This window comes from Mumia spirodelae, from assembly GCF_050632745.1.
Classification (GTDB): Bacteria; Actinomycetota; Actinomycetes; order Propionibacteriales; family Nocardioidaceae; genus Mumia.
This window is the reverse complement of sequence record NZ_JBODSD010000003.1, coordinates 275,006-288,838: the sequence shown is the minus strand read 5'-3', so window position 1 is coordinate 288,838 and position 13,833 is coordinate 275,006. Positions and strand designations below refer to the sequence as shown.

Annotated in this window: 11 protein-coding genes; 4 read left to right on the top strand and 7 right to left on the bottom strand. The window is 71.9% G+C overall.

All coding sequences use genetic code 11. From position 1 onward, the window contains the following. Position 1 precedes the first annotated feature (1 nt). A complete protein-coding gene (locus tag ACQSSQ_RS16910) occupies positions 2-1,591 on the bottom strand; it encodes a carboxyl transferase domain-containing protein (protein ID WP_431328281.1) in 1,590 nt (529 codons plus the stop codon). A 20-nt stretch (positions 1,592-1,611) separates the two neighbouring features. Then, entirely contained in the window at positions 1,612-2,601 is a 990-nt protein-coding gene (locus tag ACQSSQ_RS16905) for a zinc-binding dehydrogenase (protein WP_431328280.1), read from the bottom strand. A gap of 109 nt (positions 2,602-2,710) precedes the next feature. Here ACQSSQ_RS16905 and ACQSSQ_RS16900 point away from each other — a divergent pair, with 109 nt between their 5' ends. Continuing rightward, complete coding sequence (locus ACQSSQ_RS16900) at positions 2,711-3,451, top strand: SDR family NAD(P)-dependent oxidoreductase (protein WP_431328279.1); 741 nt, start codon at positions 2,711-2,713, stop codon at positions 3,449-3,451. 28 nt (positions 3,452-3,479) lie between these two features. On the opposite strand, the gene ACQSSQ_RS16895 is transcribed toward ACQSSQ_RS16900, so the two are convergent. Next, positions 3,480-4,448, bottom strand: a complete 969-nt coding sequence (locus tag ACQSSQ_RS16895) for a helix-turn-helix domain-containing protein (RefSeq protein ID WP_431328278.1) — start codon at positions 4,446-4,448, stop codon at positions 3,480-3,482. A 371-nt stretch (positions 4,449-4,819) separates the two neighbouring features. On the opposite strand from ACQSSQ_RS16895, the gene ACQSSQ_RS16890 reads away from it, so the two are divergent. After that, complete coding sequence (locus tag ACQSSQ_RS16890) at positions 4,820-5,371, top strand: SACE_7040 family transcriptional regulator (RefSeq protein WP_431328277.1); 552 nt, start codon at positions 4,820-4,822, stop codon at positions 5,369-5,371. 31 nt (positions 5,372-5,402) lie between these two features. Then, a complete protein-coding gene (locus ACQSSQ_RS16885) occupies positions 5,403-5,927 on the top strand; it encodes a gamma carbonic anhydrase family protein (protein WP_431328276.1) in 525 nt (174 codons plus the stop codon). A gap of 100 nt (positions 5,928-6,027) precedes the next feature. On the opposite strand, the gene ACQSSQ_RS16880 is transcribed toward ACQSSQ_RS16885, so the two are convergent. Next, the gene (locus ACQSSQ_RS16880) at positions 6,028-8,682 is read right to left on the bottom strand and encodes a M14 family zinc carboxypeptidase (RefSeq protein ID WP_431328275.1); all 2,655 of its coding nucleotides are present in this window, start codon (positions 8,680-8,682) and stop codon (positions 6,028-6,030) included. A 214-nt stretch (positions 8,683-8,896) separates the two neighbouring features. On the opposite strand from ACQSSQ_RS16880, the gene ACQSSQ_RS16875 reads away from it, so the two are divergent. Further along, positions 8,897-10,222, top strand: a complete 1,326-nt coding sequence (locus tag ACQSSQ_RS16875; protein ID WP_431328274.1) for an aminotransferase class I/II-fold pyridoxal phosphate-dependent enzyme — start codon at positions 8,897-8,899, stop codon at positions 10,220-10,222. Positions 10,223-10,588: 366 nt separating this feature from the next. On the opposite strand, the gene ACQSSQ_RS16870 is transcribed toward ACQSSQ_RS16875, so the two are convergent. Genes ACQSSQ_RS16870 through ACQSSQ_RS16860 form a run of 3 tightly spaced genes read right to left on the bottom strand, consistent with a single transcriptional unit; the run spans position 10,589 to position 13,778 of the window. Continuing rightward, positions 10,589-11,404 (bottom strand): NmrA family NAD(P)-binding protein, encoded by an 816-nt coding sequence (locus tag ACQSSQ_RS16870; RefSeq protein ID WP_431328273.1) that lies wholly within the window; start codon positions 11,402-11,404, stop codon positions 10,589-10,591. After that, positions 11,401-12,906 (bottom strand): purine-cytosine permease family protein, encoded by a 1,506-nt coding sequence (locus tag ACQSSQ_RS16865; protein WP_431328272.1) that lies wholly within the window; start codon positions 12,904-12,906, stop codon positions 11,401-11,403. Before ACQSSQ_RS16865 ends, ACQSSQ_RS16870 begins: the two co-directional genes overlap by 4 nt. Continuing rightward, on the bottom strand, positions 12,906-13,778 hold the full coding sequence (locus tag ACQSSQ_RS16860) for a purine-nucleoside phosphorylase (protein ID WP_431328271.1): 873 nt from the start codon (positions 13,776-13,778) through the stop codon (positions 12,906-12,908). Before ACQSSQ_RS16860 ends, ACQSSQ_RS16865 begins: the two co-directional genes overlap by 1 nt. Positions 13,779-13,833 lie beyond the last annotated feature (55 nt).

Here is a 13,833-nt window from a genome sequence, read left to right as displayed (position 1 = left end):
CTCACATCCGGAAGACGCCGTAGTGGGGTTCGGGGATCGGCGCGTTCGACGACGCCTGCAACGCCATGCCGAGCACGCGCCGGGTGTCGGCGGGGTCGATGATGCCGTCGTCCCACAGCCGCGCGGTGGAGTAGTACGCCGAGCCCTGCGCCTCGTACTGCTCGCGGATCGGATCCTTGAACGCCTCCTCGTCGGCGGCGCTCCACTCCTCGCCGCGCGCCTCGATGCCGTCGCGGCGCACCGTCGCGAGCACGGACGCGGCCTGCTCGCCGCCCATCACCGAGATCTTGGCGTTGGGCCACATCCACAGGAAGCGCGGGTCGTACGCCCGTCCCGACATGCCGTAGTTCCCGGCGCCGTACGAGCCGCCGATGACGACGGTGAACCGCGGCACGACCGACGACGCGACCGCGGTGACGAGCTTGGCGCCGTCCTTCGCGATGCCGCCGTTCTCGTACTCGCGGCCGACCATGAAGCCGGTGATGTTCTGGAGGAAGACGAGGGGGACGCCCCGCTGGTTCGCCAGCTCGATGAAGTGCGCGCCCTTGAGCGACGACTCCGAGAAGAGGATGCCGTTGTTCGCCACGATCGCGACCGGGTAGCCCCAGATCCGGGCGAACGCGCACACCAGCGTCTCGCCGTACAACGGCTTGAACTCGTGGAACGTCGAGCCGTCGACCACGCGCCGGATCACGTCCCGCACGTCGTACGGGGTGCGCGAGTCGGTCGGCACCACGTCGTACAGGCCTGCCGGGTCCTCGAGCGGCTCGACGACCGCACTGCGCTCGAGGCTCGGCGGCGTCCGGCGCTCGAAGGTCGCGACGATGCTGCGGACGATCGCCAGCGCGTGCGCGTCGTCGTCGGCGAGGTGGTCGACGACACCGGACCTGCGGGCGTGCACCTCGCCGCCGCCGAGCTCCTCCGCCGTGACGACCTCACCGGTCGCCGCCTTCACCAGCGGCGGACCGCCGAGGAAGATCGTGCCCTGGTCGCGGACGATGACCGTCTCGTCGCTCATCGCCGGGACGTACGCGCCACCCGCGGTGCACGACCCCATCACGGCCGCGACCTGCGGGATGCCCTGCGCCGACATCTGCGCCTGGTTGTAGAAGATGCGCCCGAAGTGCTCGCGGTCGGGGAACACCTCGTCCTGCATCGGGAGGAACGCGCCCCCGGAGTCGACGAGGTAGAGGCACGGCAGGTGGTTCTCCGCGGCGACCGTCTGCGCACGGAGGTGCTTCTTGACCGTCATCGGGTAGTAGGTGCCGCCCTTGACGGTCGCGTCGTTCGCGACGATCACGCACTCGCGCCCGGACACCCGGCCGATGCCGGCGACCGCGCCGGCGCTCGGCACCGCGTACGCGTCGCCGTCGGCGCCGTACATGCCGTACGCCGCCAGCGGCGCGATCTCGAGGAACGGCGAGCCGGGGTCGAGCAGGCGGTCGACGCGGTCGCGGACGAAGAGCTTGCCGCGCTTCTCGTGCTTCTGACGGGCGCGCTCGGGCCCGCCGGTGCGGACGACGGCGAGCCGCTCGCGCAGCTGGTCGACGAGGTCGCGCAAGGACGGGGCGGAGGCGGGTGGCGTACCCATGCCGATGATGTTAACGGTTGTTAACCTCCGACGCCAACGGCCCCTCCGCCGACCACGAGCACGGCCTTCCCGACCGCCGTCCGCTCCTCCAGCCGACGGTGCGCCTCCGCCGCCCCGGCGAGCGGGAGGCGGTGGCGGATCGCCGGAACCCACGTCCCCGCACGGCGCAGCTCGACGGCCTTCTCGGTGAGGCGACGAACGGCGTCCGGAGCGAGCTGCACCCCGGTGATGCCGAGGACGTGCAGGCTCCGCCGCCGCACCTCCTCCTCGTCGGGCTGGAGGAAGCCGCCCGCCGCCCCGTACGCGACCAGCCGCCCGCCCTCCTCGAGCACCGTGAACGCCTCCTGTCCTGGCGTCCCACCGGCACCGTCGAGGAGGACGGTCGGCCGCTCGCCCCCGAACGCCGCGACGACCTTCTCGGTCCACCCCGAGACCCCGTAGTCGACCGCCTCGGCACCCAGCCCTCGGACCAGGGCGAGCTTCTCCTCGCCGCGCGCGGCTCCCACGACCGTCACCCCGCGGGCGAGCAGGAGCTGGACGAGCAGCGCACCGGCCCCGCCCGCCGCCGCGTTGACGAGCACCCGGTCACCGGGTCCAGCCTCCGTCACCTCGACCAGCCGGAGCGCCGTGACACCGTCGCGGGAGAGCGCAGCAGCGTCGGCGTCCCCGACGTCGTCCGGCAGCGCGACCGCCGTGGCGACGGCGACCGCGGCCCGCTCGGCGTACCCGCCCTGCGTCCCCGTCCGCGCCACCACGCGCCGCCCGACCCAGCCCGGGTCGACCCCCGCGCCGACGCGGCGGACCGTCCCCGCGACAGCGCCGCCCGCGACGTACGGGAGCGTCATGCCCCACTGGGCGGCCGCCCCACGACGCAGGATCGTGTCCAGGAAGATCACGTCCGCGACGGCGACGTCGACCACGAGCTCGCCCTCGGCCGGGTCCGGGTCGGGGACGTCCGCGACCTCCAGCACCTCGGGTCCGCCGTACTCGCCGACCTGCACCGCTCGCATCCGCCTGCCCTCTCCGTCGCTCGTCTGCGTCGAGTGTCGATGCTCAAGCGCGCTTGAGGTCAAGCGGCGCCCGCGCACGCGCGACGCACCCCTGGCTAGAGTCCGAGAGGTGAGCACCCCCCAGACCACCCTCGTCACCGGCGGCACGCGCGGGATCGGCGCCGCGATCGCCCGACGGCTGGCAGGAGCCGGGCACGGACTGGTCCTCGGGTACGCCCACGACGACGCGGCCGCGGAGGCGCTGCGCGACGAGCTCGCTCCCCGGACGCGGGTCGCGGTCGTCCGCTCCGACGTCACCACCGACGACGGTGTCGAGGCGCTGTTCGAGGCCGCCGCGCAGATCGGGACGGTGACCGGGCTCGTCAACAACGCCGGAGCCACGCTCCACGTCGGTCCGCTCGCCGAGACCCCGACGGACGTCGTACGCCGGACCGTCGACCTGAACCTCACGGCCGCGCTGCTGTGCGCGCGTCGGGCGGTGATCGCGTTCGACGAGGCGGGGGTCGCGGGGACGATCGTCAACATCTCGTCCGGGGCCGCGACGCTCGGGTCGCCCGGCGAGTACGTGCAGTACGCCGCGGCGAAGGCCGGCGTCGACGCGCTCACGCTCGGCCTCGCGAAGGAGACCGCCGCGCGCGGGATCCGGGTGGTCGGCGTCGCTCCGGGCACGATCGAGACGCGGATCCACGCCGACGCCGGCGACCCCGGGCGGCCGGCGCGCGTCGCCGAGCGCGTGCCGCTGGGGCGCATCGGCGTCCCGGACGACATCGCGCCGGCGGTCGCGTGGCTCTTCACGGCCGAGGCGTCGTACGTGACCGGCACGACCCTGCGGATCGCCGGCGGCCTCTAGCCCTAGAGCCAACCGCGCTGCTTCGCAGCTAGAGCCAACCGCGCTGCTTCGCAGCGACCCCGAGCTGCAGCCGCGTCTCGACCTCGGCCTTCTCCATCAGCCGGCTCATCCGGCGCTGCACCGTGCGTGCGGACAGACCGAGCTGGTTGGCGACCTTGTGGTCGGTCAGTCCCGCGTTGAGGAGGCGCAGGATCCGGGCGTCGGTGTCGTCCAGCTCGCCGGGGCCAGAGTCGGGCACCTCGCTCGCGAGCAGCGGGGCGCCGCTGACCCACAGCGCCTCGAACAGCGCGACGAGGCTGTCGAGCAGACCGCTGCGGTGGACGATCAGCGCCCCGCCCGTGAGGTCGTCCGGCGACGCCATCACGGGGACCATCGCGATCTCGGAGTCGACGATGAGGATGCGCGACGGCAGGGCCGAGGCGAGCCGGACGTCCATCCCTTCGCCATCGTGGAACTCCGACAGCGAGTTGGGACGGTCGAGCACCGCACGCTCGGCGAGCACCCGGAACGTCACCCCGCGATCGACGGCGCGGCGCTCCTCGACGAACCCGTACTCTGCGGTGGTCAGCTTGGTGGTCCGCACGGTCAGGCGGACCTCGCGCCGGGCCGCGCGGAGCAGCTGGCCGGCCCGCTGCATCCCCGCCTCGCGCCCCGGGACGAGGTCGACCAGGTCGGACGCGGTGCGGTCGTCGGCGGCCTTGCGGTAGAGCGCGTTGAGGCGTTCGAGCTCGATCTCGGCGCGGCGCAGCCACCGCTGCCGCTCGACGATGAGCGAGCCGAGCGCGACCGTCGGCGGTGACGCCGTGAAGTGCTCCTCGCCACCGTGGACGTGCCGCCCGACCAGACCGCGCTGCTCGAGCGAGGCCAGGTAGGCGGACACGTCTTCGACCTGCATGCCGACCACACCGCCGAGCTCTGCCGGCGTCGCGCTCGCCACCTCGACGAGCGCGCGATAGAGGTCGTACTCATCGGGAGAGAACCCCAAGACCTCGAGCACGCAACACCTCCCTGCCCGCTGCTCTCTGCTGCGTGATCGTCCCACGCGATCCGCCTGTCCAACGGCGGAATTGTGGGAAAAACGGCTGACGCTCGGAGGATCTCACCCGTCGATCGACGTTCAAACCACGGATCCTGTGTCGTATTCAGGACACGGCATCATTCTGCCATTCCCATGGCGCTGAATTCATGGCAGATTTCTTCCTGTAGCACCCCGAACTCCTCCGCGCGGCCCCCGTGACGCGGAGGGGACTATGTTCGTGAGCGGACCCGAGACCGCTCACGGACCGGCGGCCGGCGGATCACCCGCCGGCCGCTGTCTTTTCCCCCGTGGTGCACAGCGATCGAGCCCCAGCGACCTAGCATGGCGGCGTGGTCACCAGTCGCCAGGAGCAGATCCTCACCACCGCCGCCGCGCTCTTCGCCGAGCGTGGCTTTCACGGCGTCTCCGTGCACGACATCGGAGCGGCGTGCGGGGTGTCGGGTCCCGCGCTCTACCGCCACTTCTCGGGCAAGGACGCGATCCTGTCCGAGATGCTGGTCGGCATCAGCCGCACGCTGCGCAGCGGCGGCCTGCGGCGCGTCGAGGCGGCGACCGACCCCAAGGACGCCCTGGACGCCCTCGTGGCCTTCCACATCGACTTCGCCCTGACCAACCCCGCGCTGATCGTCGTCCAGGAGCGCGAGTGGACCAACCTCGACGAGGAGAGCCGCGAGGCGGTGCGCGAGCTGCAGCTCGACTACGTCGACACCTGGGTCGAGGTCCTGCGCACGCTGCGGCCCGAGCTGGACCAGCGCACGGCGCGCGCCGCCGTACAGGCCACCTTCGGGCTCCTCAACTCGACGCCGCACAGCGCCCGCATCTCCGCCGACGCGATGGCCGAGCTCCTCACGCAGATGGCCCGGCGCGCCCTCCTCGGCTGAGCTACGTCCGAGCCATGGCACGATCGGGGCCATGACCGCCGAACCTCTGCTCCGGACCATCGCCGGGACAAGCCCCGACCTCGACCCCACCTCATACGTCGCCCCGACGGCCGTCCTCACCGGCGCCGTGACCCTCGGGCCGCAGGCGAGCGTCTGGTACGGCGCGGTGCTGCGCGCCGACAACGCGCCCATCACGATCGGCGAGCGCACCAACATCCAGGACGGGTGCGTCTTCCACGTCGACACCGACAGGCCCGTCACGCTGGGGAGCGGTGTCTCGGTCGGTCACCGGGCGGTGCTGCACGGCTGCACCGTCGAGGACGACTGCCTGATCGGCATGGGGTCGGTGGTGCTCAACGGCGCGACGATCGGCGCCGGCTCGATGGTCGCCGCCGGCGCCGTGGTGCTCGAGGGTGCGGAGATCCCGCCGGGCTCGCTGGTCGCCGGAGTCCCCGGCAAGGTCCGCCGCGAGCTCACTCCCGAGGAGCGGGAGGGGCTCAAGCGCAACGCGCGGGCGTACCTGCACCTCTCGGACCTCCACCGCGCGGCGGACTAGCCCCCGCACACCGTCGCCCCGCGATTTGACGCCTTCCCCACCGAAACGGCGGGGGATTACGTGTACAAGGCGTCAAATCGCGGGGCCGGGACGGGTGTCGCTACGGCAGCAGCGTGCCGTTGGCGGAGAACGCCGGCTTCAGCTGCTTGAGCTGCGTCTTGTTCACCTCCGCCGCGGGACCGCCGTAGACCGCGTTGTAGAGCAGGTTGAACGACGAGCGCGGCAGCGTACGGAACGTGATCTCCGACCCGTACGTGACGACCTTGCCCTTGCCGATGTCGAACGACACGACGTTCGCCTTGCCCTTGATGTGGTCCTCACCCTTGAGGTAGCCGCTCGCCAGCACGTCCGACTCCGGGTAGGTCGAGACGACGTCGGCCTTCTTGCCCGTCGGCGTCCACGCCTGGGTGTTGTAGAGCCACACCGGCCACTCCTCCGGCATGCCCCACGCCACCATGTCCGAGCTGTCGAACTCGTGGTTGAGCAGGCTGCCGCCGGTCGCGAACACGTTCCGGTCGGTCGGCAGAGCCGGCTCGATCGGCAGGTCCATCAGCTCCTTGGCGGTCGCGACCGAGCTGCCGATCGCGAGCAGCGTGCCGCCCTGCTTGACGAACTGGCGCAGCTTCTTCCAGCCCTTCTCGCCCACGCCGTACGCCCACGCGAACTCCTCGTCGTACCGCTCCTGGTCGAGCCCGTCGACGATCCGCGACTTCGAGATGCCCTGCGGCAGCACGATCGTGTCGTAGACGTCGATGAGCTTGCCGCTCTGGAAGTCCTGGGCACCTACGACCTCGTAGTTGATGCCGTACTGGTCCATCAGCCACATGTCCCAGCCGCCGGGCATGTTGTTCGCCCCGCGGAGCAGGCCGACCCGCGTGCGCGGCTTGAGCTGGATGCCCTCGACCTTCGGCGCGGACGCCGTCGCCGCGACCGGGATGCCGACCTTCTTGGTCGCGGTCGCGAGCACCGAGCGCGCCTGCGGCGTCGCCGGGATCACGTACGTGCCCGCCGGGTACGCCGTGCTGCCGTCCTTGAACTCGGCCCCCGCACGGAAGGTCGTGATGTTGGACTTCTGCAGCGCGGCGACGACCTGGATCGTGCCGTACGACTCCGGACGCACCAGGTACGCCCCCGCGGCACCCGGCGCTGCCGGCATCGTCACCGCAGGCACCTCGATCGACTCGACGCGCTCGAGCTGCGCGTCGAAGCCCGCCTTGACCTCGTCGACCGCGACACCCATCTGGATCGGCAGGCTCGTGGTCGCCTCCGCGTACGGGAGGTCGTCGGTCGGGTAGGAGTCCTTGCCGAGCACCTGGTCGACCCAGTTGCCACGCGGCTGCTTGGTCTTGATGACGTACGACCCTGCGGCGTACTGCTTGCCGGCCGCCGTGAACGGCGCGGTCGCGCGGTCGATCTCGACCTGCGTCCACTCCAGGCGCTCGAGCATCTCGTACGTCGCGTACGGGTCACGCTGGTCGGCCTCGACGACGTAGGCCTCCACGCCCGACTTCACGCCGTTCTCCATGTACTCCGCCGGGACGGACCAGAGGTTGTCGTACAGCAGCTTCTCGCCGTTCTGCGCGACGTACTCCATGCCCGCGTACGTGGCGGTGTTGGCGTACTCGACGATGTCCTTGAGCGTCCAGGTGTCCTTCTCGTACGGCTCGATCAGCGCCTGGGTGGGCACCTGCGGGCCGAGCGGCTGGCCGTTGCTCGACTTCTGCGGGTAGGCCAGGTCGACCGCTGAGGCGAGCTCGGTGAGGAACGCGCCCGTGCCGGTGAACGGGAAGAAGCCCACGGGCTGCTCCAGGGTCCAGAAGATGTGGTAGTCCTGCGTGCCCACTCCGGACTTGCCCTCGGCCGCGAGCTGACGCATCGCGTGCTGGCCGACGGCCGAGCTCGAGGCGTTCATGTTCGGCGGCACGTTGGCGCTGGTCACGCCGCCGTACGGCGGGACGAACAGACGCTCACCGGAGTTGCCCTGCTGATGCATGATGTGCGTCATCACCGGGCGGAACTTCTTCTCCAGCTCGAGCCGGTACTGCGCCTCGACCTGGGTGAACATCGTCCAGTCACGGTTGTCGTCGTGCCCGGTGTACTTGTGGTACAGGTCCGGGTACGTCCGCGCGAGGTTCGTGCCGGCGGTGCGGTTGAAGTGGTCCACGACGAGGTGCTGGCCGTCCGGGTTCTGCGACGGCACGAGCATGATCACGGAGTTGTTCAGCACCTCCTCGGTGAAGGCGGAGTCCTCCGTGGCGAGGCGGTGCACGATGTCGTTGATCGCCTGCCCGTTGCCGACCTCGGTCGAGTGGATCGTCGCCTCGAGGTGGTAGATCGGGACGCTCTCCTGCGCGAGCGCCTTCGCCTCGGCCTGCGACGTGCTGCGCGGGTCGGAGAGCTTCTGGTTCATGGCGACGATATCGTCGAGGCGCTCGAGGTTCTTCGGAGCGCTGATGAAGACCGTCGCGTACTCGTTGCCCATCGTCGTCTTGCCGACGGTCTCGTAGTCGACCCGGTCGGAGCTCTTGGCGATGGACTTCATGTAGTCGAGGACGTCGGGGTACGCGGCGAGCTTCCCCTCCGCCCCCATCTCGAACCCGAAGAACTCCTCCGGGGTGGGGATGCCGGCCGCGGCGGCCGGCAAGGTGATCCTGTACGGCGCCTCCGCGGTGGCGGTGGACGCGACCAGGCTGGTCCCGAGCAAGGCGACCGACGCCGTGGCGACGGCGACGGAGAGCAATCGTCTGTGTCCCATGTGCTGCCCTTCCACGTGGACCCGCCGCGGGTGTGCGGCGAGGGTTGCCTCACGTTAATGAGCATTCACGGGCCGGTGACCGCCTCGCTTGTTCGGCATTGTGCGGACTTGCCGGTAGCACGTGTGTCCGCATCCGGACAGTGGGGTGGCGGCGCGTCGCCAGCGCGGCTAAGAATTCGTCATGGGGGGAAAGAACCGTCGTGGAAGCGCTTCAATGCCTGCGGCGCGGCTCGCCGCCGGTGTGGCCGAGCCGTCCGCCCGCGGGATCGCCGACCACGTGGCCCGTCTCATCCGGCAGGGGACGCTCCGCGACGGCACCCGGTTGCCCACCGTCCGGGCTACGGCGTCCGCCCTGCACGTCGGCGCCACGACCGTCGCCACCGCGTGGACGCTGCTGCGCCACGAACGCCTCGTCCGCTCCGACGGGCGCAACGGCACGTTCGTCCACGACCTGAGCCTGCCGTCGACCGACCGGGCCGACGTCCACGACCTGCCGATGCGGATCGACCTCGCGTCCTCGGCGTACGACGTCGACCTGGTTCCCGACCCCGGTCCCCACCTCGCGGCAGCGGCGGAGCGGCTCGCCTGGCAGCACTCGGAGACCAGCGACGTCGACGACGACCTCGCGCAGGTCGCACTCGGCTCGTGGCCGTTCGTGCCGGACGGGCTCGCGGTCGCGTGGGGGTACGCCGACGCGCTCGCCCAGCTCGCCGCGCTCGTCGTCCATCCCGGCGACCGGGTCCTCGTGGAGGAGGCGTGCTCGCCCGAGACCAGCGCGGTCCTGTCCGCGGTCCGCGCGCAGGTGCTCCACGTCCCCTGCGACAGCGCCGGGATGGTGCCGGAGGCGCTCGAGGAGGCCCTCGCCTCCCGGCCCGTGATGGTCGTGCTGCAGCCGCGGATGGCCGACCCGCTCGCCCACCACATGACCGAGGCACGCGCCCAGGCGCTCGCGTCCGTGCTCGCGGAGCGTGAGGTGCTGGTGGTGGAGGAGGACAGCGCGGCGGGCCTCGCGACGGGGCCGGCTGCGTCGGTCGGCCGCTGGGTCCCGGAGCAGACGGTGCTAGTCCGCGGCTACCAGCGTTCGCACGGCCCGACCGTCCGGATGGCGCTCGTCGGCGGCGCCGCCGCGGTCGTCGAACGCCTGCGGTCCCGGCAGAACATCACCGGCTCCTTCCCGCCGAAGATGGCGCAGCGCACGCTCGCGCTGATGCTCGGCGACCCCGTCGTACAGGCGCTGGTCGCGCAGGCGCGGTGGCGGTACGCACGTCGCTGGCACACGCTCGCCCGCGCCCTGCGCCGCCACGGCTTGTCCGTCCCGGGAGTCGACGGGCTCGCGCTGTGGGTGCGGGTGCCGGACGCCCACGCGACCGTCCGACGCCTCGCCCACGCCGGGATCCGGGCCAGGATCGGCACCGACGTCGCAGGGCCGACCGCGGGGTCACGGCACCTGCGGCTCGCCACCGCCGGGCTGCGCTCGGACCACATGAGCGTCGCGTGGCTCGTCGCCGGCGCCACCCCACCCGCACGGCGCCGCGCGTAAGCGCCGCGCGCCCCGCGCCCCCGCGGCCCGCCCCCGCGATCCCACGCCCCGCGATTTGACGCCTACCCCACCGAATTCGCACCCGATTCCGTGGATAACGCGTCAAATCGTGGGGCGGGTTCGGGCTGCGCTGCTAGCGCGGGGCCTTCCGCGTGATGACGAACGCAGCGATCGCCATGACCACGGCGCCGATCCGTACGGCCTTCGCGCCCACGGCACCTCCTCGCTGAACCTCCGACGTGGAGCATCCTCGCAGCACCGGCCCGTCGCCCGGAGCCACCCCACGATTCGACGCCTTCCGCACCGAATCCGCACCGGATTACGTGGATAAGGCGTCAAATCGCGGGGCGGGGCGGGGGGCGCGGGTCAGGGGCGGGGCGGCAGCACGTCGCCGAAGGGGAGCGGGGCGCGTCCGGTCAGCAGCCGCACCTCGTCCGACACGGCGTCCCAGCGACCCTCGCGGACGGACGCGAACATCGACGCGTACGCATAGCTCCACCACGGGTCCTCCCCACGCTCGGCGAGCTCGGTCGCGAACGCGGCCGCCGGCACGTCGACCGGGCGGACCGGCGTCCGCCACCGACGCTCGGTGGCAGCGGCGATCGCCTCCAGGTCCAGCGCGACCGGTCCCGTGACGGCGTGGACGCGTCCGGTCGGCGGCCCCAGCGCGAGCGCGGCGAGGCACCGGCCGACGTCCTCGCGCGAGACGAGGGAGATCCGCGCCCCACCGGTCGGCAGACGCAGCGTCCCGGACTCCCGCGCACGGTCGAGGAAGCCCGCGAAGAACTCCGTGAAGATCGACGCGCGGACGACCGAGGTCGCGCACCCCGACCCGGCGAGCATCGCCTCGGTCGTCCCGTTCGTGTAGGCGTAGCAGAACGGCGAGGCGACGTCGGCGTCCAGACCCGAGAGGTACACGACGTGCGCGACCCCCTCGTCCGCGGCGGCGCGCACGACGTTCGCGTGCTGCGTGATCATCCGCGCTGCCTCCCCGTCGCTGGAGACGAACACGAGCGTGTCGACCTCCCTCAGCGCGGCCCGCAACGAGGCGAGGTCGTCATAGTCGGCGTGCACCGGCCCACGACGCGACAGCCCCACCACGTCGTGCCCGCCGGCCTCGGTGAGCAACGACGCGACGTGACCGCCGACGTTCCCGCTGGCTCCCGTGACCGCGATCCTCATCGCCGGCCGGCGGTGGGCACCGACTCCTGTCGCGCGATCTGGCCCCGGCCCGTGATGAGGTAGCCGACGAAGCCGATGAGCAGCGCGGCGACCACGCCGAGGTTCGCGTACGCCCACTCGCCCTGCTTGCCGCCGAGCCCGAGCGGCTCCAGCAGGTAGCCCTGCCACGTCAGCCACTCGGCGTACCCGTTCGTCACCAGGCCCCACCCGACGAAGACCGCGAGGAGGAACCACGCGATCGTCCACACGTTCCAGGCGCCGTAGCGCCCGCGCGGGTCGTACAGGTCGAGCGCGGCGTAGTCCCGCCGCCGGATCGCGATGTCGGCGACGAAGATCCCCGCCCACGCCGCGATCGGGACCGCGAGCGTGATCAGGAAGCCCTGGAACGGCGTGAAGAAGTCGTCGGCGAACCACAGGAAGTAGATCGCGCCCAGCACCATGATCACGCCGTCGATCCCCGCAGCGACCCAGCGCGGCGTCTTGAGCCCGAGGGTGAGCAGCGCGAGCCCCGACGAGTAGATGTCCAGCACCGCGCCGCCGACGAGGCCGGCGAGCGCGACCAGGAAGAACGGCACGAGGTACCAGGTCGGCAGCAGCGTGACGAGCGTGCCGATCGGGTCGTTGCCGAGCGCCGCGAGCAGCGCCTGGTCGGAGCCGGCGAGCAGCAGGCCGTACAGGACGAGGAAGACCGGCGCGATCGCCCCGCCGACGGTGGTCCACAGGACGACGCCGCCGGCCGACGCCGTACGAGGCAGGTAGCGGGAGTAGTCGGCGCCGGAGTTGACCCAGCTGATCCCGAACCCGGCGGTCGCGAAGATCGCGAGGCCGATCACGGCCGCCGCGTCGCCCGACGGCAGCGACGACACGGCGTCCCAGTCGACGTGGTCGAAGGTGAGGATGACGTAGCCGACGGTGAGGACCGCGGTCGCGATCGTGATCCAGACCTGCAGCTTCATGATCGTGTCGAACCCGAGGATCCCGGCGCCGATCACGACCGCGGCCGTGAGCACGAAGCCGAGGACCCGCGCCCCGTCGCCCCCGCCCCCGCCGAGCTCCTCGATCACCGACGCGCTCGCCAGCGCCGCCAGCGCGACGAGCACGGTCTCCCACCCGACGAGCAGGACGTACGACACCGCTGCCGGCAGCGCGTTTCCGCGCACGCCGAACGGCGCCCGCGAGAGCACCATCGTCGGTGCCGAGCCGCGCTTGCCCGCGATCGAGACGATGCCCACCAGCAGGAACGACAGCACGGTGCCGATCAGGCCGGCGATCAGCGCCTGCCAGAAGGAGACGCCGAACCCGAGGAAGTACGCGCCGTACGCGACACCGAACACCGAGATGTTGGACGCGCACCACGGCCAGAACAGCGAGCGCGGGGTGCCTTTGCGCTCGGACTCGTCGATGACGTTGATGCCGTTGGCCTCGATCGCCCCGGCGGGGGCGGAGACGGGGCCGGCGCCGGGGGGCGCGGGGTACGGGTCGGGGGAGTCGTATCGGGACATCAGGTCTCCTCGGGCGGGGCGGAGTCGGGCGGGGCGGAGTCGGGCGGGGCGGGTTCGGGAAGAACAGCGGTCAGGATGCTGTGGATCGTGCTACCCAGACCGGTCGCGGACTCGGCAGCAGCGGCCACGACCGCGTCGGGGTCGTTCAGCTCGGGGTGCTCGCCGTGCTCGTCGAGCTCGGTGGTGGTGACGACGGAGATGCCGAGCACGTCCATCCCGACGGCACGGGCGGCGATCGCCTCGAGCACCGTAGACATGCCGACGACGTCCGCGCCCAGGGTGCGGAGCATGCGGAGCTCGGCGACGGTCTGGTACTCGGGCCCGCGCAGCATCGCGTACGTCCCCTCGACCAGGCCGCAGTCGAGCTCACGCGCGACGGCGCGGAGCCGCGACGACCAGCAGTCGGTCAGGTCGACGAACTCTCCGCCGGCCAGCGGCGACACAGCAGCGAGGTCGAGGTGGTCCGCGATCAGGACACCGGTCCCGGTGGGCCACTCGGGCCGCAGGCTGCCGTTGGCGTTGGTGAGGACGCAGACCCGGGCACCGGCCGCAGCGCCGGTCCGTACGCCGTGCGCGACCGCCGCGGTCCCGTGGCCCTCGTAGAGGTGCGTCCGGCCGCTCAGGACGAGGACGTGGGCCACGACTCCGTGGTCGGTGCGCAGGGGGACCGAGGCCACCTCGCCCGCGTGCCCCGGGGCGGTCGGCGGGAGGAATCCGGCCAGGTCGGCGGCCGGGACGACCCACGTGGGATCCCCGATCGACTCCAGGGCTCCGGTCCAGCCCGACCCCAGGACGACGACCGCGTCGTGGAGGGGCACACCGCTGCCTGCGGCGATCTCGGCCGCCGCCGCGAGGGCACGCTCGTCGTGCATGAACGCATGGTGGCACGGGTACAGGGCGCCGTGCTCGCGCTCAACGACGCGAGTC